General features: G+C 50.6%; 16 protein-coding genes. 9 read left to right on the forward strand and 7 right to left on the reverse strand.

Translation table 11 applies throughout. The features are described 5' to 3' along the window. Window positions 1-80: 80 nt before the first annotated feature. On the forward strand, window positions 81-1814 hold the full coding sequence (locus IEX02_RS06740) for a sodium:solute symporter family transporter (RefSeq protein ID WP_188692187.1): 1734 nt from the start codon (window positions 81-83) through the stop codon (window positions 1812-1814). Here the strand turns inward: IEX02_RS06740 and IEX02_RS06745 are convergent, their stop codons facing one another. Continuing rightward, complete coding sequence (locus tag IEX02_RS06745; protein WP_188692189.1) at window positions 1815-2948, reverse strand: ROK family transcriptional regulator; 1134 nt, start codon at window positions 2946-2948, stop codon at window positions 1815-1817. A gap of 112 nt (window positions 2949-3060) precedes the next feature. Between IEX02_RS06745 and IEX02_RS06750 the strand changes: the two genes are divergently transcribed. The 5 genes from IEX02_RS06750 to IEX02_RS06770 all read left to right on the forward strand — a co-directional run bounded on the left by IEX02_RS06750 (window position 3061) and on the right by IEX02_RS06770 (window position 11818). Further along, a complete protein-coding gene (locus IEX02_RS06750; RefSeq protein WP_188692192.1) occupies window positions 3061-4650 on the forward strand; it encodes a phosphodiester glycosidase family protein in 1590 nt (529 codons plus the stop codon). 191 nt (window positions 4651-4841) lie between these two features. Further along, window positions 4842-7595 carry a TonB-dependent receptor gene (locus IEX02_RS06755; protein ID WP_188692194.1) on the forward strand — a complete coding sequence of 918 codons (2754 nt, stop codon included), beginning with the start codon at window positions 4842-4844 and terminating at the stop codon, window positions 7593-7595. Window positions 7596-7704: 109 nt separating this feature from the next. Continuing rightward, window positions 7705-9303 carry an alkaline phosphatase D family protein gene (locus tag IEX02_RS06760; RefSeq protein ID WP_188692197.1) on the forward strand — a complete coding sequence of 533 codons (1599 nt, stop codon included), beginning with the start codon at window positions 7705-7707 and terminating at the stop codon, window positions 9301-9303. A 237-nt stretch (window positions 9304-9540) separates the two neighbouring features. Beyond that, window positions 9541-10575: an AraC family transcriptional regulator gene (locus IEX02_RS06765; RefSeq protein ID WP_188692200.1), complete on the forward strand. Its 1035-nt coding sequence runs from the start codon at window positions 9541-9543 to the stop codon at window positions 10573-10575. Window positions 10576-10660: 85 nt separating this feature from the next. Continuing rightward, a complete protein-coding gene (locus IEX02_RS06770; protein ID WP_229702125.1) occupies window positions 10661-11818 on the forward strand; it encodes a nuclear transport factor 2 family protein in 1158 nt (385 codons plus the stop codon). 76 nt (window positions 11819-11894) lie between these two features. Here IEX02_RS06770 and IEX02_RS06775 read toward each other — a convergent pair whose 3' ends face one another. Then, window positions 11895-13955, reverse strand: coding sequence for an amidohydrolase family protein (locus IEX02_RS06775; protein WP_188692204.1), 2061 nt, complete (start codon window positions 13953-13955; stop codon window positions 11895-11897). Between the two features lie 307 nt (window positions 13956-14262). Here IEX02_RS06775 and IEX02_RS06780 point away from each other — a divergent pair, with 307 nt between their 5' ends. From IEX02_RS06780 to IEX02_RS06790, 3 genes are read left to right on the forward strand one after another with little or no spacing between them, the layout of a single operon-like run. After that, complete coding sequence (locus IEX02_RS06780; RefSeq protein WP_188692207.1) at window positions 14263-14601, forward strand: DMT family transporter; 339 nt, start codon at window positions 14263-14265, stop codon at window positions 14599-14601. Then, window positions 14598-14918, forward strand: a complete 321-nt coding sequence (locus tag IEX02_RS06785; protein WP_188692210.1) for an SMR family transporter — start codon at window positions 14598-14600, stop codon at window positions 14916-14918. The genes IEX02_RS06780 and IEX02_RS06785 overlap by 4 nt, the downstream gene beginning before the upstream one ends. A gap of 23 nt (window positions 14919-14941) precedes the next feature. Then, window positions 14942-15841 (forward strand): LysR family transcriptional regulator, encoded by a 900-nt coding sequence (locus IEX02_RS06790; protein ID WP_188692212.1) that lies wholly within the window; start codon window positions 14942-14944, stop codon window positions 15839-15841. Window positions 15842-15866: 25 nt separating this feature from the next. On the opposite strand, the gene IEX02_RS06795 is transcribed toward IEX02_RS06790, so the two are convergent. The 5 genes from IEX02_RS06795 to IEX02_RS06815 all read right to left on the reverse strand — a co-directional run bounded on the left by IEX02_RS06795 (window position 15867) and on the right by IEX02_RS06815 (window position 22802). Then, window positions 15867-16778 (reverse strand): DMT family transporter, encoded by a 912-nt coding sequence (locus IEX02_RS06795; protein ID WP_229702126.1) that lies wholly within the window; start codon window positions 16776-16778, stop codon window positions 15867-15869. Between the two features lie 125 nt (window positions 16779-16903). Next, complete coding sequence (locus IEX02_RS06800; RefSeq protein WP_188692215.1) at window positions 16904-17398, reverse strand: DUF6436 domain-containing protein; 495 nt, start codon at window positions 17396-17398, stop codon at window positions 16904-16906. Continuing rightward, on the reverse strand, window positions 17395-18876 hold the full coding sequence (locus IEX02_RS06805) for a methyl-accepting chemotaxis protein (RefSeq protein WP_229702127.1): 1482 nt from the start codon (window positions 18874-18876) through the stop codon (window positions 17395-17397). Before IEX02_RS06805 ends, IEX02_RS06800 begins: the two co-directional genes overlap by 4 nt. 328 nt (window positions 18877-19204) lie before the next feature. Beyond that, complete coding sequence (locus tag IEX02_RS06810) at window positions 19205-20014, reverse strand: siderophore-interacting protein (protein ID WP_188692217.1); 810 nt, start codon at window positions 20012-20014, stop codon at window positions 19205-19207. A 205-nt stretch (window positions 20015-20219) separates the two neighbouring features. Beyond that, window positions 20220-22802, reverse strand: a complete 2583-nt coding sequence (locus IEX02_RS06815; protein WP_188692220.1) for a TonB-dependent receptor — start codon at window positions 22800-22802, stop codon at window positions 20220-20222. Window positions 22803-23034 lie beyond the last annotated feature (232 nt).

Below are 23034 nucleotides of genomic sequence, written 5' to 3' on the forward strand. Positions count from 1 at the left end.
TTGCCTGTCCGGCCTTGCGCCTCGCTTGTTGATTAGATGTTTTACCACCAGATTGATTTTTGACGATGTGAGAGTCTTGCATGGGCACTGTGGAATGGCTGTTTACTGTGGCTGCTGTCAGTATGCTGGGTTGGTGCACAGCCCGTTTTAAGAAACACCAACTGACCTTTGATCGTTTCACCGGGGGGCATTCCACGTCCTGGCTGATTCTGGGCTGCTCCGCAGCGGTAACCTCTATCTCCTCGGATACCCCATTACTTATCTCCGGGGCATTTTATCATGGGGGTATCAGTGAGAACTGGTTCTGGCTAATTAGCGCACCGGGCTCCCTGGCTACCTTATTTTTCTTTGCCAGATTGTGGCGCCGCTCCGGCGTTACCACCAGCGCAGAAATCATTTCCCTACGTTATGGCCAACAAGCCCCGGCCAGAGTCTATCGCAAAATCAATGCCTTTATTGATGCCGGTATTATCAATGTACTGGTGCTGGCATCGGTCACCTATTCATTTGTTATCCTGCTGCAGTTTGTGATCGACCGCGCCGCGCTAAATCTCCCCCTATCCAGTTATCAACTTGCGGTGCTGTGCACAGCCTTGATCATGGTAGGGGTAATTTTCTACACCCTGATGTCTGGATTTAAAGCCGTTGTACAAACCGATATGTTGCAGTTTGTTGTGGTGCTCTTCGTCAGCTTCTTACTCTGTGGCATTGCCGTGATTAACGCGAGTGCTGAACACGGCGGCTGGCTGTCCCTAATGGACAAAATACCTGATAAGGACGCGCGGTTTTCTCTCGGTCAGCCAGACAACCTGTCTTTTTGGCTGTTACTGCTGTTTGGATGGTGGTACTCAGTGCCCGGCGATGGCCTATTTGTACAGCGGCTGGTCTCGGCCAAATCAGAAAAGGATGCCTTTCTGACTTCCCTGACTTTCATTGGTATTCATTATGTACTGCGTGTCTGGCCGTGGTTCTTGCTGGGCGCCATTGCATTGGTGTATTTTCCCGGAGCAGAAAACAGCGAGTCGGTGTACTTCCCTATGGCCACACAGTTTTTTCCCGGCGGTGGCCTGCTTTTATTGCTGTTTGCCTTTGTGGCCTCATTTATGAGTACCCTGGATTCCCGTCTGAACTGGGGCGCCAGCTATTTTGTTCATGATATTTTCCCCCCACGCCAGCCAGATGCGGGCCCCAAAAACGCCTTAATTGAACGCAGCGCGGTGATATTGCTGGCGTTACTGGCATTTCTTATTGCCACTGCCAATACCTCGGTCAGCATTATTGGTATCTACAAGTACATTCTGATTATTCAGGCCGGCACAGCGGTAGCGGCTATCGCCAGGTGGTACTGGTGGAAGATGACGATTTATGCCGAGATTGCCGCCATAGTCATCAGCGTCACACTGGGGAATCTGCTGTATTTTTCCGTGGATAACAGCAACGGAGAAATGTTCGCCATTATTCTCAGCAGTAATATCGTTGTGACAGGTTTGCTCACCCTGCTGGTTAGTCATTACACTGCGGGTAAACAGGCCAACTCTGTTACGCAGGCATTCCAAAACAAAGTGCAGGTATCAGGAATAGGCTGGCGGCTAACGGACGAGCCCATGCCCTCCCCTGCCGCTCAGGTGCCCTTTGTCATGCTGGTAAAACTCTGGCTCGCCAGCATTATGCTGATCTATTCACTACTGGCCTTTATTGGCGCCTGTTTTTCCCTGCACGGCTACCAACTGGCCGTCAGCCTAGCCTGCCTATGCTGTTCGCTCGGGTATTTGCGATATCACAAAACCCAACTTGCTCGTATTGCCTTTGATTGATTACTCCGCGTAAAAATAGCGTGCAACCGGCAGGGTGGACGCCCCCAGTATCAGGCTATCCTGCTCGGGAGCGACAATAATTTGCGGTAGTGGTGCCCGGTACTGCCCATAGGTTACCCCTGACAACCTGACACGCTTGCTCAACTCCTGGCGAATAACCAAAGGCAAGCGGCCAGCCAGAATAATGGCCTGTGGGTCCAACAGCGCGATAATGGCATTCAGTCCTGGTTCGATATGGGAAACGGCTCGGTTAAGCCAGTGTTGTAAGTGGGGTTCCTGCTCATGCAGCGCCTTATTGAGATCGGCAGTGGCCAGTGGCTTACCCCATTTTTCCTGCAGGTAATGATCAAGGCACTCGGTAGTGGGCTGATAGTATTGAATGGTTTCAGGGTCGCTGTTGGTACTGAAAAAACCAAATTCCCCGGCATTACCGTTACTGCCGCGCAACAACTTACCCTGTTTAACAAAGCCCCCGCCGATGCCCTTAGTCATCAACAACTGGAAGAAACTCCCGACATTTCTTCCCACCCCTTCAACCGCTTGCCCGATGGCCGCTGATCTTCCGTCATTCTCTATGTATACGGGGAAAGTAGCCGATGCATCCAAAAATGTATCAAGGTTTACTTGTTTCCATCCCTCGGTATCCAACCAGCATATCAGTCGCCACACCTCGTTTTGCTTATCAAAAAAGCCCGGGATAGACACACCAATACCTAAGCCATAAGCATCATCCGGGCACTGTGCAATCACCGCGTTGAGCATCAGATTAACCTGCTCAATGGCAAAGGCGGCCTGCTCAAAATTGCCTTGTTTTTTCAAGAACACCAACTGTTCACCGCCCAATTCTTTGGCGGTGCAGGTAATGGCATCATGCTCAATCACCAAGCCAATGGAAATCAGCTTACTGGGCTTAATTGACAGAAAAATCGCTGGCTGGCCACGCTGTTTCTGGCGGCGTTCACCTTCAACAATCAACCCCTTGTTAAGCAGCTCTTTAGTCAAGCGGGTTAACGACTGGGGGGATAAGCCCGTCGACTCTGCCAAATCTACGCGCGTGGCCGATCCCTGTCGGTGTATTTCTCTCAAAACAGCAATGTGGCTGGGAATCAACTCAGCCAACTCAATATTTTTCATCAACTTTTGCTCAGATGCGGTATATCCGAATATTAACACCCGCGACGGTATTTACAAAGCAAGAGGTCATTAATAAGCTAGTCTGGAAAATTTAATCGGATACAAGCCCCCAATGAGCAGCAACCATTCCTATACCAAGCCAATAAGCCTATTGGCGTTCACTTATACGCTAACAACCTTCTGCAATACATTACTAGCAGGGGAAATCACAGCGGACAATTTTATCTTCGCTGCACAACAAAGAGTGCTCTCCTACAGCAAGCAACCTGTTAGAGAAGGCCTGCATCACCATGTTGCTCAGGTTGTCAGTACCGCCAAAGCAGATAAGCAGCCCTGGTATATCTACTCCTCCCCATTGCTGTCTGAGCAAGGACATAAGCAACTGACAGACACACTGCGCCAGCATGGGGTAACAGCGCTTGAAAGCGAGCGCTTTAGCGTTCCAGGTATGCCAGATAAGGAGTATCAGACAGTGATTTTGGGCCGTTTTGCCAGTCACTCGGCCGCTCAGCAAGAATTACACGCACTGCCACCACTCGAGACGCCGCTGCAAATTGGTTATGCCGAATATCACCCGCTAAGCGCCATGGGGACATGGCATATCAATGTCCTGGAAATTGAGGTAAATGCCTTTGAAGGCAGACTGGCAAATCGCTTGGCGGGTAATCAAGTACAGGGCGTGGAAACGGTGCTGCAACTGGCCGAGCGAAGTGAAGCTATTGCGGCCATCAATGCCAACTTCTTTGTGATGCATGAGCAAGACGGGGTGGTTGGCGATCCCACTGGGTTGCTCATCGAAAATGGGCGGCTGCTAAGTGAGGGATTAAATCATCAACCGGCTGTGGTCATCCAAAATACCCCCCAATTAACCGCAAAGTTGGTGTATTCGCTTACTGACATCCGGCTATTCTGGGACGACGGCGACATTAGCCCGGTCGCAGGTATCAACCGAGCCGCAGGCAAAGTCAGAAACTGCGGTATTGGGGATGCACAAGGCAGTGCTTTGGCAGCACACGATAAAACCTGCCTGCGCAGCAATGAGCTGGTATTGCTCACACGAGAGGCTGGTTTTGAACCAGGGCCAGACACCCTGTCGGTCAGTATCAATGCGCAAGGGCAACTCTCGGCCTTTCATCCTGATAGCCAGTCTGATGATTATATTTTAACGGCGACAGGCAATCTGCGCCCCTATCTACAAGCGAAGTTAAAAGATAAATCTACCCTCACTGTGGCATTTGATGTCAGCGAGGAAAACGGCCAGCCCATGCTGAGCTCGGATAATATAGAAGCGCTGGCGGCCGGGCCAACGCTGCTTTATCACGGACAAGCAAGCAGGCGGGAACATATAGAGGGATGGCAGCTCAGTACTTCTGCTGACCATCAACGGCGCTTGCTGGTTCATCGCTGGATTAATTTAAGAAACCCGCGAACCGCACTGGGCATCACGGCTAAGGGCAATATTTTACTGGTGACCGTTGATGGCAGACAGCCTGGCGTGAGTGCAGGTCTGAGCATAGAAGAACTGCGCCATTTGATGTTGGCACTGGGGGCCTATGACGGAATAAACCTGGATGGCGGAGGCTCCACCACCATGGTGATCAACAACCAGGTGGTCAACTCCCCGTCTTCTCACCAAAACGCATTAAGACCCGTGGCTAATGCGTTACTTGTCCTCAGCCCTCCCCATGCAAAAGTGCAATAGTCACGCGGTCCAGGACGATAAAGGGAGACACAGCTTTACGTCCGGACCGCAACACTCACCACTTGCTCGCTTCATTAAATACACAAATAAAACATGACTTTCTTAAAACTGTCACAAACATAATATTAAATACTGCCACGATACATAAAACCTGAACACAGATTCAGCCATTTTTAAGGTGTTTAATCAGAATGAAGAAGAGCAAACTACATACCAGCCTAAAAGCCGCTCTGGTACCCACCGGCACATTGTTGCTAATGGGCGTGTCCACCACCTACGCCCAGGACAACAGCCAGCAAGAGCCTGTGGAAGAAATCGTTGTTAAAGGTGTGCGCGGCAGCATTCTGAATAACCTCAATCAAAAGCGGGATTCCGGTAGTTTTATTGATGCCATATCTGCCGAAGATATCGGTAAGTTCCCCGATCTTAATATCTCTGAGTCTTTACAGCGTGTACCTGGGGTAACCTTAACCCGCAACGATTTTGGCGATGGTAGTTCAATAAACCTGCGAGGCTTAGGACCGGCTTATTCCAGAGTGGAAATTAACGGTATCACCGGCCCTATCAGCAATGTAACAGGTGGCGGCTTTAACTTTGAAATCCTGGCTTCGGAGCTGTTTTCCAACGCCGTGGTAAAAAAGTCTTTTAACGCCAAAGATACAGAAGGTGGCCTGGCAGGACTAATCCAACTGTCTACCCCTGAAGCCCTTAAGCGTGAAGGTTTTAATGCCTCTGTCTCGGCTCAGGGACAATACGCTGAAAACGCCGACGACATCGGCCCCAGATTTGCGGGTCTTATCAGCCAGAACTGGGATGACGTTTTCGGCCTGACCGCGTCTATTGCCTATTCCGACACCCGTTACGTAACTCATTCCAACGGCGGTATTTCAGCCAGGGCTCTGGGAGCAGGTGGAACCAGTGACCTGCACGCCACGGCAACACAGGAAGAACTGACTAGCTTGGTTCCATCGACCATCAACTATGAAATCAATACCGACGAAAGGGAAACCATTGGCGCCACATTGGGTTTCCAGTATAGGCCCTCAGAAGACCTGGAAATCAAGCTCGACGGCATATACGGCTCCTTAGAAGGAGACCGGATTTTCACCCGCGCTGATGCGCCGCCGGAAAGCCAGCTTAAAGCCATAGAAAACGCCAACATTGTGGATGGTGTTATTCAGTCAGCCACTATTACCGATGTACAAAACCGCATCGCCACCAATGACAGTGACTCGCAGGAAGATATTTTCCTTATCTCGGCCTCGGCCAGCTATCAGCCCAATGATCAGTGGGAAATTAAACCCTACATCGGTTATTCAGACCGTACACGCGATACAGCCTCCTCATTGCTGTCATTTGCCCGAGGGGACCTAAGCACGGGTCAGTTGGTGCGTTACCCGGTCAGCTACAATGTGAATGGTGATTTTATCGAGTGGTCTTCCCCTGGGCTCGACTTGTCCGACCCGGCAATGGCAGAAGAATACATGCTTAACGTCATCTTAATTCGCCCCTCTACCGATAAGGACAGTGAGTTCAGCACTAAGGTCGACTTTACCCGTTACTTTGATTCTGGCCCTATCAGCCATATTGATTTTGGCGCTCGCTATTCTGACCGTGAGTTAAGTCGAGAATACATGTATCTGGCCGTGGACAATGCCGCCAAAGATACCGATTTAACCACCCTGCCTACCCTGGCCGATGCCCTGATTCTGGAAGATTTCAATATTAACGATGCGCCGGCGTCTTTCCCCAATCAAATCATAACGGCAGACCCTAACAAGCTGCTGGATATGTACTTTGTTAACGGTTTCGATGTCAGCGAATACTGGGCCCCACAAACCGGCCAACTGGTGACCGAAACCATTGAAGGGGTCACGCTCCCAGGCTCGGTGCTGGTGAATTACCAGTCCCGTGCGGCACAAAATACCTACTCTGGTGACGAAAAAACCCTTGCTCTGTATGGTGAGATCACCTTTGAGACCGAGGATCTGTACTTTAACGCCGGTCTGCGTTTTGTAGACACCAGACAGACCTCTTATGGCTATGAGGTGGCCAATGATTATTCCACTCCTACCGAAGTCAACAATGACTACTCACAGCTACTGCCTAGCATGAATCTGCGCTATGAAGTGACACCGGACATGCAAATCAGGGCGTCTTATTCAAAATCCCTGACCCGTCCGACCCTGATGCAACTGCGGGTATCCACCAGCTACTTTGGCATTGATGAAAGTGGCGGTACCGGCAGCGCTGGTAATCCAAACCTGTCACCTTTCACGTCCGATAACCTGGATGTGGGCATGGAGTATTACTTTTCGGAAGAGAGTCTGCTGGCGTTCAATCTGTTCTATAAAAACATTGATGGGCTGATTGTCACCAGTTCCATGGTGGAAGACAGAGAGTTCCGTTCGCAAGTTACCGGCGAATGGGTAACTGGCCCTATTACCTTCTCTATCCCATCAAACGGCGATAAGAATGATCTCAAGGGGCTGGAGTTTATCGTGCAGTCTAACTTTGAATTCCTGCATGAATCCCTGGCAGATTTTGGCGGTATCTTTAATTACACCTATGCCGACAGTGACGCGGCCTTTGAAGACGGCAAAGACACCAAAGGAGATGTCGCGGCCCTGCCGGGTATTTCCAAGAACAGCTACAACGCCATTATCTACTACGACAATGGCAACTTTGACGCCAGGCTGTCTTATGCCTATCGCAGCGACTTTGTTGAGTCCATGTCTGGCAGCTTCGGCGTACCGGTTTTCCAGAATGCACGCGGCCAACTGGATTTCTCTTCCAGCTACAACCTGTCTGACGATTTAAGCATTCAGCTTCAGGTATTAAACATCACCGAGCAGCGTCTGGAAACGGTATCACGCATGGGCCTGCCCCATGACACTGGTCAGTTGGACAGAAGGATCCTGCTGGGCGCACGGTATCAATTCTAAGCTTCCCGCAAGGTATAGATAATAAAGGGCAGAATCACCTCTGCCCTTGTCTTTTATTCCAGGCTGCAATCCACATAAGCATATTGGCAGCCTCAGTATTGGAGTCATTATGAAAGGAACAGACAGGCGCACATTTATCAAGGGAGCCATGTCGCTGGGCGGCATCAGCTTGCTCTCTTGTTTGTCTTCACAGGTGTTGGCCGCCCGGCAGGAGCGTAAGGGGATATATGAATACCCCAGCTTCAGAATAAATCCTTTTCAGCTTGGCGTGGCATCCGGCGATCCTGACAGCGACGGCTTTGTAATCTGGACCCGGCTCGCCCCTGAACCTGTAGCTGAGCATGGCGGCATGCATATGGTGCCTATGCGAGTACACTGGGAAGTAGCTGAAGACCCTGCATTTAAACGCATAGCGCAAAAAGGCACTGCCGTCGCCGCCCCGGAGCTTGGGCACGCGGTACACGCGGAGATTACCGGGCTTAAGGCTGATACTCTGTATTGGTATCGTTTTAAATGTGGCAGCGAGCGCAGTGTGCATGGCCGCAGTAAAACCCTGCCCTTACCTGATGCCGATGTGAGCCAGGTAAAATTTGTGATTGCCGGCTGCCAAAGCATCGAACATGGCCTGTATACCGCATGGGATCATATCGCCAATGAAGACCTGGATTTTATCTTCCACTACGGCGACTACATCTACGAGTACAAAGACAAAGGCACTGGCCCTTTTCCTAACCGTGGGGAACACTGGGCAGCCGCACGACGGGTAGTTGGACAGGAAATCTATAGTATTGAAGATTATCGACGCCGTTACGCCCTGTACAAACTGGATATTCACCTGCAACGCGCCCATGCCAGCGCCCCCTGGTTTGTCAGCTTTGACGATCACGAAATAGACAATAACTGGGCGGGCAATATCGATCAGGACGGCACCCCACCGTTACTTTTCCAAACCCGAAAAGCCATGGCGCTACAGGCCTATTATGAAAACATGCCGCTGAGATTGCGCTCATTTCCACAAAACGGTGATATGCGAATGTACCGCAGCGCACAATATGGCAAGTTGCTAAACGCCTACATTCTCGACACCCGGCAATATCGCAGTGATCAGTTGGCTGACGGCGTAAAATCGCCAGAAGTCTACTCAGATAAACGCACCATGCTGGGGGATGCTCAGGAAGCCTGGTTATTTGAGCAACTTGCCAACAGCCGCAGCCACTGGAACTTACTCGCCCAACAAGTACATTTTGGTCATTTAATTCATCGCCAAAAGGACGGCGAGGATATGTATCCCATGGATACCTGGTCTGGCTATCTGCACAGCCGCCGACGCCTGTTATCCCAGATAGAACGGTATGCCAAAGGAAAAACCGTGGTCGCCTCGGGTGACTCACATCGTCACTATGCCTGCGATGTGATGCAGGACAATGGTAAAGACATTATTTGCGCCGAATTCCTGGCCACCTCCATCACCTCTAACGGCGATGGTGTTTATCAGGATGAACTGGCCAAATCCATGCTGGCCCTCAATCCTCATCTGAAAGCCACCGCCGTGAAAAGGGGCTATACACGTTGTACTGTTACCCCAGAGAAATGGCAGGCCGACCTGATGGTAGTTGACCGGGTATTCACCCCAGGTGCGCCGCTGGAACTATTCAAGCGCTTCTATCTGGAGAATGGAAAACCAGGCTTAAAGGAGCATCAGGGATAATCCCAAACACTCTGCCTGCGATCCCCTGATGAGGACAGTGTCGTCCTACCCACTCTTGTATCATCGGGCTGTTCGACAAGATCAGCCCGAATCTCCGCGCTCTGTTGTTGTCATATGTATCTCAGAAGATATAGTTGTCAGCATCAGACAAGACTGGCCAATGCCGGAGGGCACCATAGCCTGAACGAGGCCAGCACAAATACAAGATCTACGCAGACCCTGTCTGCAGGCACCATAATGACAATACAACTGCTTTTTTTCTTTAGCGCCCTGGGGGTATTTAACGCCTTATTGCTGGTAGGTTACCTGCTAAGCAAAGCTCATCGCAGCCAAAGTGACGAGCTACTTGGTGGTCTGCTGCTGATGCTTAGCATTCGTGTGGGTAAGTCGGTGTTTTTCTATTTCTCGCCGGATCTTGCCAAAGTCTTCCTGCAAATTGGGCTGTCTGCCTGTTTGCTGATTGGGCCCTTTTTATATCTGTATTGCCAGTCGATAAGCCATCAGGCCCCCCTTCCCAAGTCTCGCTGGCTCCATGTATTGGTGCCACTGTCGGCCATCCTCATTATCGGCGTACTTTATCCATATCAAACCCACGCCCCACTCTGGGGTGATGTGCTGTATAAAGTGGTGAACTATGTGTGGCTGTTTTACCTGCTACTCAGCCTGCGGCACGTTAGCCCCTTGCTGCAGCAAGTCAGGCAAAAGCCGCTGGATTTATCCAACCCACAGACACTTTGCTTAAGTGTGTGGCTGGGCACGGCGGTGATCTGGCTTGCCTACTTCACGGGTGCCTATACCTCTTATATCAGTGGTGCACTGAGCTTTTCGCTGATCCTTTACTTAAGCATCATGATGGCGGTTCTTGCCCGCCGGGAACGCCAACAACACCGCTATCAGGATAAAAAAATTCCGCATGATGATGCGGCCGCGATGCTGGTCAGGCTTAACCAATTGATGCACGACGAGCAGTTGTTCCTGAATCCCAACCTGACCCTGGCACAACTGGCCAAACGCCTGGGCACTAACACCTCCAGATTATCGCAGTTTGTTAACGACAACCTGGCTATGTCTTTTCCTCACTACCTGAATGAGAAACGCATTGAGCATGCTAAATCTCTACTGCTGTCAGACGCCTCATTAAGTGCCGAAGATATTGCTGACGCCTCAGGGTATAACTCCCTTTCCACCTTTTACTCGGCCTTTAAGAAATTTACCGGCACCACTCCGGCCAAATTCCGCCAGCTCACACCAGCCAAGGCTTCGAAAGCATAATCTGGCAGTACGGAATTATCATTTCGTAGTGTTTTTCAAGACCTTTTCGTTAACGTGGCCAGCCACTTTAACGGAGGGTACTATTTTGAAACATCGATTACTCGCACTTGTCACCTGGCTGATTTTGTTCACCTATACACAGGTTGCAGCAGCCCGGTCAGACACAGAGTTAACCGCAGCAACAGAACATGCGGCCATAGAAACCGCCATCCAAGATTATTTCCACGGCAGTGCTTACAGCGATAAAGCCAGACTAAAACAAGCCTTTCATAGCCAGGCCCGCTTGTATCTGGAAAAGCCGGATACGCCCTTTTGGGAAGTACCGGCCACTGACTATATCAATTGGTACAAGGAGGCTAATCAGGGCAAGTTCAACGGGCGTCTTGGCCGTATTCTGCATATAGACAGGGCAGGCAACCTGGCCACAGTAAAAGCCGAAATCCTGATGCCAGCCAGGCAGCAGCGCTATATCGATATGTTTTTACTGAAAAAGCTCGATGGGATGTGGCAGATCTTAAGCAAAAGCGCGGTGGGCGAAGCCAGCCCACATAATGGCAAACGCATTCTGTTTATTCTCTCCAGCGCACACTTTCATGGGGATTCCAAGCTGCCTACCGGCGTTAGCTTCTCGGAAATCGTCAATGCTTACGACGAATTTGCCAAAGCAGGCTTCAGCATAGACTTTGTCAGTCCAGAAGGTGGCGCGTTACCACTGGCGTACATCAATACCTCAGAACCCATGCACAAAAAGTACCTGTATAACAGCGACTTTATGTATGCCATTGGCCATACGCTGAAACCTGAGCAAGTGGTGGCACAAGACTACCGGGCCGTCCATTACGTGGGCGGCACCAACGCCATGTATGGGGTAGCTGACCATCCACAACTGCAAAAAATCAGCATGACTATCTATGAACAGCATGGCGGCATTATCTCTGCGGTTTGCCACGGCACCGCCGGTATAGCCCACCTTAGATTGAAAAACGGTGAATACCTGGTTAAGGGGCGACGTATCAGCGGTTATCCTGACGAGTATGAGCATCAGGACAGGCCTTACTTCCAGGAATTCCCGTTTCTTATTACTAAAACCATTGAAGAGCGCGGTGGCACCTTCCTGTATAGCCCGCGCAATACCCCACATATTGAAATCGATGGGCGAATTATCACCGGGCAAAACTACCTGTCATCGGCCGGGGTAGCCAAAGCCATGATCGATATCCTGACAAAAGAGACAGCCAACTAAGGAAAATGCGACTGAACTGATAGAAAACAGGCTGGCGATATATAAACGGCATCGCGAGCCTGTTTATCCCTCTGAATTACAAGTTGGCTGGCCCTTGCACCTTGGGAATATCGGTAAAGGGTTTAATACCAAAGCTCGGATACACCTCACTGGGGTAATAGAATACGCCGCCGCGAGACACCAGGCTGATGGTTTTAATGGCATTGATATTTTCAGTCGGATTACCTGGCACTAAAAAGAAGTCGGCTAGTTTACCCGGCTCAATACTGCCGCGGTCACTGTGGCCGAGGTAATTGGCCATATCATAACTGCCAAGCTTTAACAGCTCGGCCGGGCTAAAGCCCAGCTGCTCATAAAGCTCCAGCTCCCGATGCAGGTTAAATGCACCGCCCAGGTCGGTACCAGGCAACAGTTTGATGCCCCGCTCTTTCATCATTTTTAGTACCGTCAGGATTTGCTCGTAGGCACCGCGGTACGCTTGGTCCTGCTCCGGGCTGGCAATTTTTGCCAGTGACACCTTGGCGCTACGCTGCACACCTGGCGGCATATGTTCGATATAATCTCTCACCCCGGCCCGGGTCTCGCCATTACGCGACAACAAAAGATATTCGTGAATAGCCAGGGTGGGGTCGATGGTAACATTATGCTCTACCATCAAATCCAGGGTTTCCTGTACCGCCGGGCTGGTCAAATCCAATGCTGGCAAGCGGTCCAGGGCAGTCAGCCGCAATAAGGTACGGGTGTCTTCATCCGGCTTTAATACCCACCCCAGCATCACCTGATTGATATGGGTCATTTCATCAAAGCCGGCGCGGATCATGGCATTGGCGTTAGAGAACGCTGGCACATGACCTGTTACCCTCATATTCAGGCGTTTGGCTTCCTCGGCAATCGCCGGGGCCCACTCGCCTTTCATACTGTTGTAGAGTTTTACCCCTTCAAAACCGTGCTTGGCATAGGTATGTACCGCTTCAATAGCTTGCTCCTGGCTGGCTACCAAAATACCGTTGTTGTTATTGGACGGGCTTTTGCCTTCAATCATGCCGTAGCGGGTAATACGCGGGCCCGCCAGTACACCCCTGTCGATTTTGCCTTTCAGTTCATCCAGTACTTCCAGGGCATTGCCCATATCTCGCACTGTGGTGACGCCGGCCAGCACATTCATCAGCGCATCGTCGTCACCGGTATGGCTGTGCATCTCATACAGTCCTGCCACTAAGGTGCCGCCTGCACCGTCAATTTCGGTTTCACCGGCCTGGGTGGCCACCGTTAATGGCTCAATGGCTGCAATTTTTTCGCCCTCAACCAGCACAGATACCGGCGCACTCAGGCTTAAGGTTTGAGGTTCAAAAATCCGCACATTTCGGATCCGCACCGCCCCTTGGTATTGATGGGCAAATTCAGATTGAATAGCCTCAAAACGTTCGGTGGAATACTTGGCCGATAATTGGCGCAGCTTGGCTTCATCGGCTTCAAAACCTTCGCGGATCACAATCAGGCGCGGTGTAATATAGGCAAAAAACTGTTTTTTATCGTCCAGGATCAAATAGTCGGGATCCAACTGCGCGCCGCTTAGGGCAAAGGTATTGAGTGTCACCGGCCCCTTGTCGTTATCCAAGGTTAAGGTTTCCAATGCAGTTAGGCGCATGGTACCGGCCGGCAGCGCCGCCATGCTTTTACCTTCGGTGTTCATCAAGGCCCTTGCCATAATGTAGGCTTGATAAGGGCTGCTGTTTTGCGGCACATAGAGGGCGCTGCTCTCAACTCTGGCTTCTCCCGGTCCGGTAGCGTCCCGCCAGGTGGCTTGCCCGGCATGGATCTGCATTTGCTCCTCTACCGGATTACCGAAGGTGGTGTTGCCGCTGATTTGCCAGCTCTGTGGAATGCCCTGGTCATTGAGGCTTATCTGCTCTTTGTAGGCAGGCCCCCGACCATTGCTTTTGAAGTCGAAGTCGATACTGATGTCATTGCCCTGGTGATTGGCATACAAGTGCCCCACCACATTGCCATTTAATAGCACGTTAAACCGCAGCGCTTGCTGGGCGGTAGATTCACTTTGTGTCTCTTCAGTGGGTTTAGGCGGCTGTGAGCAACCGACCAGTAAGCCGAACAACAGCCCCAAGGTAACAATACGCATAACACACTCCATATTGAGTCAGATGTATGCCCGTTAGGTCCCTTGGCAAAATAACGCAATGACCAGCCCCTATCAGGCAATAGTAAGTACCCAGTGTATAAGCAGAATTCCTGCTGAAACAAGCCCAGTTTCTGGCGGACAGCATATCGGCGTATAGAGCGCGCGACCAAGGCGCTCACAAATCACAGCCACAATAAACAAGGCTTCCTCTGCACAACAGCCAAAATAATTGACGCTCAGTGGTTTCAGGGTCCCGGCGCTTTTGCGTTTAAATGCCTGTCAGACAACATAATGCAAAGGAGCACAGATGCATTGGTTATTTCTTATTTTGGCGGTAGTCGGTGAAGTGATTGGCACCATCGGCATGAAACTGCTGGTTGAAGCAAACCAGCACTTTTATGGCATGCTGTTAGCCGCTGGCATGGTGGGGCTGGCCTACCTGCTGTTAAGCCAGGCTACCAGCATTATTCCGGTGGCACTGGCCAATGCGTTCTGGGAAGGGCTGGGTATGGTACTTATTGCGCTGGGCTCGCTGTATTTTCTGGGTGAACATATCAGCGCGCTGCAAATGGGCGCCATTGTCCTGGCACTGGCCGGTATTGGGGTACTTCATTATGGTCACCATTTGTCGGAGCAGCAGGCATGAGTATCCATTTGTTTTATGTACTGGGCTCGGTTGGGCTGGATATTATCGCGAACCTGGCGTTGGAAAAATCCCAGGGCTTTGCCCATAAAGGCTGGGGTATCTTGTCCATTGTCTTTATCATGGGGGCCTTTGCCTTACTGGCCTTAGCCGTTCAGGGTATCAATTTGTTTATGGCCTATGCCATCTGGGGCGCGCTGTCCATTGCTGGCACCGCCATTGCTACCCGCCTGGTATTTGGTCATAAACTGAATCTTGTCAGTTGCCTTGGTTTGGCACTGCTGATCGGCTCGGTGTTACTTATGCGCCTTGGCCACTAAACCATAGACAAGGGTACCAGCGAGTGAAAATTGACAGCATCGGATACTTTCTTGAAGTCGCCAAGCATTCTTCCATTTCAATGGCGGCTCGCAGTCTGCAGGTAAATCGCACCACCATCAGTATGGCCATTGCGGCCATGGAAGATGAGCTAAATGCCCAACTTTTTGAGCGACAGGGTAACCGCCTGAGTCTGAGCGCGACCGGCACCCTTATTCTCGATCAATGTCAGCGTATTGTGTCCTCTTACAACATCTTAAAACGTCAGGCCTATGAAGGGCCTGACTCTATGGGGCAAACCTTACGCCTGGGACGCGACGATGTGCTGCCTGAGCGCTTTTGGCGCACCCTGCTAAAAGAAATTACCGCCCGCCAGCCCTTTGTAAACGTTAAGATGATGTATTCCAGTCCCGAGCACCTTATTCAACTGGTCAGAGACGGCGAAATAGATGTGGCTTATTTCACCATGGACAGTAACCATAATCTGAACGTCAGCGATTTGGTGATGCGGGTCACCGGTCAGATAGATATGACCATGATGGCCGCGAAAAGCCACCCTTTGAGTCAACTCAAACGTGTGGCAAATCAAGACCTGGATATGTACCCGCAAGTCACCTATTTAAACAGTGCCAATCAGGAGTGCTTTCATTTGCCCGGCATCGGAGAAAACCGCATCGCCCTGAGCAGCTTTGAATTAGTGCGCGATGGCGTGCTGGATAACCTTGGCTGGGGCTACCTGCCTATGACACTGCTCAGTCAGGAGCACTTGGCGACACTGCATCCCTTAAATCATGGTATGAGCCGCCAGCATGCCTCATTTTACGCCTGCCGCCGCGCGGTGGCGTTAGGTGGCGAAGATCCCTTAAGTCGCTGGTTGGAAGAAACCCTGACCCAAAGGATCATGCAGAATATGGACGCGCAATAAGGCCACGAATCCGCGCCGACACAAACTAACCACGTTTGGGCGGATTGACCACCATCACACCGGCAATCACCAACACTGTACCAGCCAATTGCATCAGGGTGAGCGGCTCCGCGAGGATTAACCAACTGAAAAACAGGGTTAATACCGGCCCCAAAGTACCAATAAGCACAGTGCGGGGCGCACCAATACGACGCACCGCAGCAGATTGAAAGAACACCGGTAGCACAGTGGAAAATACTGCCATCGCAGCACAATATAAATACACCGGCGTGGGCTGAATTAAATGCGTCAGCGGATTAACCAGCAGGAAATGCATCTGTACGGCAAAAATAGACACCAGCATGGCCAATACCGAAAATCGCATGGAACCAAGCCGCTTAATCGACACCTCAGAAAAAGCGCTATAGAAGGCATAAGCCAATGCCGAACCGAAGATCAGTAGCACGCCTGTGATCACCCTCGCTTCATCGTCGGAAAAGCCAAAATCCGTAACACAAGCCAGGGTAATCCCCATAGAGCATAATAGCAGCGCAAACATCAGGCGCCGGTCAAAACGCTTACCGAGAAACAATACCCCCAGCAGAATAGTCAGGGTCGGATAGGTAAAGAGAATTAAACGCTCCAGGCCGGCCGTGATATAAGCCAGGCCCATAAAATCCAGTATGGATGCACCGTAGTAGCCCGCCAGCCCAAGCAAAACTAACAACAACCAATCTTTACGGCTTAGCCTGGGGCCTCCGCGCAGTGCAGAAAAGCCAATAATGAAGAAAATGGGAAAAGCGAACAGCATGCGTAAGGTTAGCAGCGTAACAGCATCCACCTCGGCACTGGCATACGCCAGCTTGACAAAGATAGCCTTAAAGGAAAACCCAAAGGCAGCCAGAATCGCCAGGCTTACACCCAAACGTTCGGGTACATCAGTGTGTGGCAACCCCACCAGCAAACAATCCCGTATTGTAAAACAGGCATGATGGCCCAGCTCAGATATCAGGGCAATGATTGTTTTGTCATAGGCTAGATGCCTTGTTCAGGCGCAGAAATGGCGTTACGCCAAACCGGTCACTAAAGGTGACAATAGCAGCCCTTGGCATCATCCAGAATGCCAGTTGTCAGATTAGCGCGCTGGTAGTTATTCACCGCCGCCACCACAAAACTGTTGTTTGCACTGCAATACAGTCCAGCGCTATATGGCCCCAAGTAAACAATTTGCTTATTCTCCCCCAGCACTAACACCGCTGGGGTTGAGGGTAACCATGCCCGCTCTGCGTCGCCTGGCTTGATAACCTGCACCACCTTGCCCTGATGGCGGAAGTCCGAGCGCAGCGTTTCTCGATGGTCACTGGAGAAGGGATTGCAGTAGCAGCCCGGTTCAACAAATTCAATCACACTGTTGCCGGGTAAGTTGGCAATATAGCCTTGTAAGGCAGCACTTTGTCCGGCCAGCTTGTATTGGGGGTCAAACCAACGCAGGTGGCGTTCGCCCATCCAAATGAACGCCACTATCATGTAAACCAGCCACAGGCTGATGACGATGCCCCACACCCATGCACGTTTCACTGGGTATCAAACACCCGAACCTGGTTAAACAATACATCTGCAGACTGTGCAACCTGACTGGCAATCTCTGATGCCTCCTCAATGGCCTGCAGCTCGGCGCTGATGGCCTCTTGTTGGCGTGCGGCCATCTCGGAGACATTGGCCGCGAACTTCGCACCATGCTCGGCACTATATTCCACCTTGGATTTCACCTCCTGCACATCTCCCATGGCGCTATCCACCTCGGCAATAAGCTGGGTGCTCTTGATAATGTCGGCGCTCATTTGCGAAACCTGTTGCTCCGATTGAGCAAAAGCATCCACAGTAGAACCTACCACCTGGCGCAATTCCGACGTTTGCTGGGCTATCACTAAGGTCGCATCTTTGGTTTTACCCGCCAACGCCCGCACCTCGTCAGCCACCACAGCAAAACCTCGCCCCTGCTCCCCAGCCCGAGCCGCCTCAATGGCGGCGTTTAACGCCAGCAAGTTAGTCTGATCGGCGATGCCCTGAATGGAATTCAGTACATCGACAATACGGTCGCCTACTTGTTGTAATTCCGAAATTTGACCACGACTTTGCTGAAACTGCGAAACCAGGTTCTCAGCACGGCTGGAAGAGGTTTTTAAGGCAAAATTGACATCGGTGTTTTTTTCCACCACCGTATCAATCAAGGTACTTAAGCTCTGCACGCTGTCGCTCAGACTCTGCATATCCCCCGCCAGCGCCTCTGCAGTTTCAGACGCATCTCTGGCCGTGGACTTTTGGGTGTCGGCAGAGGCATGTAGCTCCTGTGTCAGATTCGCCAGGGTATCCGACTGGGTTTCCAGATGACGGGTTTCGTCTGTCACCTTGCTCATCTGGTCATTCAGGGTCTGTAGAAAACCGCCAAATGCGCCTAAATTGTGAGTCTGACAATGGGCAATCGCCTGCTTCAGACGAATTTTCTCAGCCTCTGCCAGCATGTGTTCGATACCGTCTCGTAAATGCATTCCCGCCATGCCTTCCTTACGGCTTTGCTCAGCAACCAGGCCAAGAATAATAGCTTCAGTCACAGCAAACACCGCATGTAAGAACAGCAGTCCCCAGGTAGCGTGAGTTTCTTCCAGCACCATCAGCGGCATGCCATTGGTTTGCATGGCAAAAAAGCTTACGTGATGAATCGCCACTACTAGCACCGCGGTAACCAGCACCTTCCAGTTGCGATACACCAACAAGAACGCCATAAAAGCAAACACTTCAAAATGGAATTCCAGTAAGCCGTTACTTTGATGAATATGCAGCGCGGTAAATAACATTAGCGCAATCGCCACCACATGGGGGGTCATGGCCGAGTTGCCGTTCCATTTCATCGCCGCCATGGGCATGGCCGCCAGTGGCAGGCCGATCAGTAGTGCTACCTCCCAAGTGTCATACCAAAACGCTAGCAGCAGCGTTTCCGCCACTAACAAACTGAAGATAATGAAAAACAACGGGTGGGACGTTTTATTCCAGTACATGACAGAACCTCAAAACGGGGGCAGACAATACGACTACGCCATTCTATTAACCGGACAATACGAAAGATTCTGAAAATCAGATCCATCCCAGCCAGTATAAATGCGTTAAAAGTAAGAATATTTGCGAAGAATCAAACCCATAGCGGAAATTCCGTTAGATTGTCGCTTCACTTATCTAAAATGATAGTCATGGCCAGCTCCTCTTATATGCACTGTCATCGCACAGGCTAAGAGGCAGTACACGGATAATCACACCCTGTTGGAATACGGGTTATCCGACCGCCTCACCAATCCATGATGCAAGATATAATATCAGCAGAACAATAACTTACCTATTTATGTCAGTGGCCAATTTGGCCGTATAGGTCTGTGCATCGATGCGCTTGTCAATAACATGTTTATCTTCAGGCTTTCCCTGTCGCCAATAGCTGCTGATATAGATATCTTGATGAGGTACCGCACGCTCGTTGCGAAAATACTGTCGTAACTGGCGCATGGCATCAAATTCGCAGGCTACCCACGCAGCAACGCGTCCGTCCAGCCAATCCAGTCGGGACACCTCAGTAAGCAAGCTCTGACCTTCAGCCTCGACAACCCAGTGAAGCCTGACACCTTCGGGTTTTAACAATGTTTGTTGGTCGGTCTGAGTCTTTACCTGTATCACAGCATAACCTTGGGTATCAGCTGGTAGTGTCTCCAGATAGGTGGAAATAGCGGGTAGTGCGGTGGCATCACCCACAAAAAAGTACCAGTCGGCGCCCTCTTCCATCGCTGCGCTGTTGGCCAGATGGCCCGGCCCCACCATATAAATCTGCTCTCCCGTCACAGCCTTGCTTGCCCAATCTGAGCCCGGTCCGGTTTCCTGTCCTTGCCCATGCATCACCACGTCCAGGGTCAAGGTTTGCTGCGACCTATCTATGGCGCGAATGCTGTAAGTCCGCATGGCAGGACGCTGTTCCTCGGTCAACCGACTAAGATCTGTGCCTCCTTGGGCATTAAACAACAGCTTTAAATAACTCCCTGCCGATACCTGTTCCAGGGGCGCGATAGATTCAGCTTGTAGCGTCAGCCGCCGCATATGCGGGGTAAGCAGATGATTGGTTAACACTGTTAGGGCAAGGGGGGCTAATTTACTCAAAGAACATTCTCCAACAATAACCGTCATACTACGTCAAAGGGCCTGAACTTATGTCAGTACCTTAAACACTGGGAGTTTACCGCCACACACTTGCAAATAATTCTCATTTAAGACAAAGAGGCAATTTATCACCATCAATTACATTCCAGGGCAAAAAGTAAAAAGGCTGCCCTAAGGCAGCCTTTTATCCAGTCAACAATGGTTATCAGAACTTCATCTGTACACCGGCGAATAAACGACGGCCGTAATGGTTGATAAAGTATGGGCGGTTGTCGTCGCCCAAGTCGGCTTCCTGTTTGGAATCACTCAGGTTTACACCTTGCAGCAACAAGGTCACGTTGTCATTCAGGTTATAGCTGATATTAGCGTCCAATTGACCGTAGCCCTTCTGATACCAACGCATATCACCTATCACACCGGCGTAATAGCTGCCGCGATAGTTGTATGACAAGCGCAAAGAGATATCGCCTTTCTCATAGTAGGCAGTGGCGTTGTAGGTATTCTCTGAGTTATTAGGCAACTCTTTACCTTCTTCGTCCATATCTGCATCGGCGTAGGTATAGTTAGCCAGTACCCCAAAGCCGTTGTCAAAGTCATGTTGAATATTGACTTCGATACCCTGGTTAACCCCACCATCGCTGTTGACCGGGGTCTTCAGGTTGTACTCATCCACATTGCCCTCATCGTCGGGCAACATAACCGGGAAGTACTGTTCATCGATATAAGTGCTGATGTCCTTATAGAACAAGGCCACCGACAAAATTGACGACTTGGTGAAATAGTACTCGGCCGAGATGTCATACTGGGTTGCACGGTAAGGATCCAGATAGGGGTTGCCCTGGAAGCCCGGGTTTTTCGGGTTAGACCAAGCACTCTTACGGTAACCACGACGGCTGGTCAGCAAATCATAGTCCGGTCTGGACATAACCTTGGCCGCCGCAAAGCGAATGATCACATCATCATCCAACTGATAATTCAGGTTTAAGCTGGGCAAAAAGTCTGAATAATCACGTTCAACAATAACCGGGATCCAAGTCCAGGATGCGGGATCCCAGCTGTACTTCATCCAGAAATCCACCCCTTCGCTGCGCTGGTCGGTGCGAGCATAACGCACACCCAGGTTACCGCTCAGCTTATCGAAAGCAAAGTTACCTTGCACATAAGCACTGGTGGTCTTCTCGGTCAAATCAAAGCCATATTGCATATGGTCGTATTCACGCAGTGGTTTGGTATTGGCTGTCCACTGATCCCAATTGTCGTAGCGGAACTGATACAAGTCAGACTGCTCACGACCTTCACCCATAAAGTCATCTACCAACGCACCGTCGGTAAAGTCAGCCAGAGTCATGGCGCCCACATCGTCCGGGTGCCATACCACTTTGTACAAACCCGAGGTCTTGCTGTGGTCGCGGTACTTCACACCAAAGTCCACGGAGCGCAGCCATTCGGAGTCCAGCAACCAATTAAAATCGGTCTGGATATAGCTTTCTTTTTGGGCGTTGCTAATGAGGTTTCTGTGGGTATACAGACCACCATAACCGGCGGGGGTCAGATCATCAGGCAAATCGTAATGCATCTGGCCGTTGCTGACATCAAAGCCCACCAGGGCAGAGGATTGAAACTCAACCTGGTCATCCTGAATATCCCCCTCAGCGCGGGTATGACCAAGCTGTGTGGTCCAGGTAAAGTTGTCGCCACGGTATTCAATGTGCAGATCATGAACTTGGGTATCGTAGCTGCCATCATGACTACCGGCACTGTACAGTACTTCTTTGGCCCAGTTTACGTCGGCATCATTAGGTTGCACCTGACCGGATACGATAGTGTCACCGACAATCTGAGCATTAGTGATGTCATTCACGCTACCAACCACGTAGGCACCGTTGGCCACTTGCTTATTGCTAACATCCACACTGGAGAACAAGTTGTTGAAGGTCAGTTTCAGATCATCGGTTGCCGCATATTCAAAAGTGGCGGTAAAAGTGTTCAGGTCCTTATCTGACTCATAACGAGAGGCTCGGATCTGAGAAGGTGCCAGAAAGGTTTTGTCATCGATCTGTGCTTCAACAAAACCGGCTGTCGTCTCACGGTCACGACGAATGCTGTTGTCTTTATAAACCGCACCGATGTTTAAACCAAAGTTGCTGTCATCGTTTTTCCAGGAATAGAAACCTGACAGCAGTGGGCTGTGTTCACCACTAGACTCCTGATAAGCGTCACGCGCCGACAACACCAGATAATTGCGGTCCGTAGACAAGGGCTTACGAGTCTTAACAATCACCGTACCGCCAATAGAACCTTCGTCAACCTTGGCCTGAGCAGATTTATGCACTTCCAGGGTTTCAACCACTTCGGCAGGCAGCAATGAGTAGTTAAAGCCTCGGGACGGGGTCAGAATCGAGGTAGATGCGGTGGCGGAGGCCACATTCTGACCATTCAACAAGGTCAGATTCAAATGCGGAGCAGTACCACGAATGCTGACTTTATCGCTTTCGCCGTCGGTTTTTTCAACCTGTACGCCCGTAATACGCGACATAGCATCTGCCACGGTTTGATCCGGGAACTTGCCAATATCTTCGGCTGATACGGCATCCACAATGGTGCTGGATAAGCGTTTGATATTTAAACTTTTCTGTACCGAACCACGGAAGCCTTTAACTTCCACGACCTCGACGTCAGCCTGCTTTTCTTCAGCTTGCTTTTGTTCTTGCGCCAGAGCTGGTAGGGCACCGGCAATCAAGGCCGCTTGCACGGCCACCAGAATTTTATTGTGCTTAAGCATTCTCATGATGTTCTTTTCCTGTAATGCAGCGTGTTCTCATTAACAAAGCTACAACAAAGAATTATTTATTACAACAATTCAGACAAACGGAGAATAAACTATCTTAAAAGAAACGACCAGATGCGCCCGATAGATATCCCGAAAATAAAGATTAATAACCGACAAGAAGAAGGTGAGCGAAGGCCAGAAGTTCACTCAATGACAGATAAAGGCAATAAAGAAACGCCCCGCCGCGATA

This window comes from Bowmanella pacifica (assembly GCF_014645355.1).
GTDB lineage: Bacteria > Pseudomonadota > Gammaproteobacteria > Enterobacterales > Alteromonadaceae > Bowmanella > Bowmanella pacifica.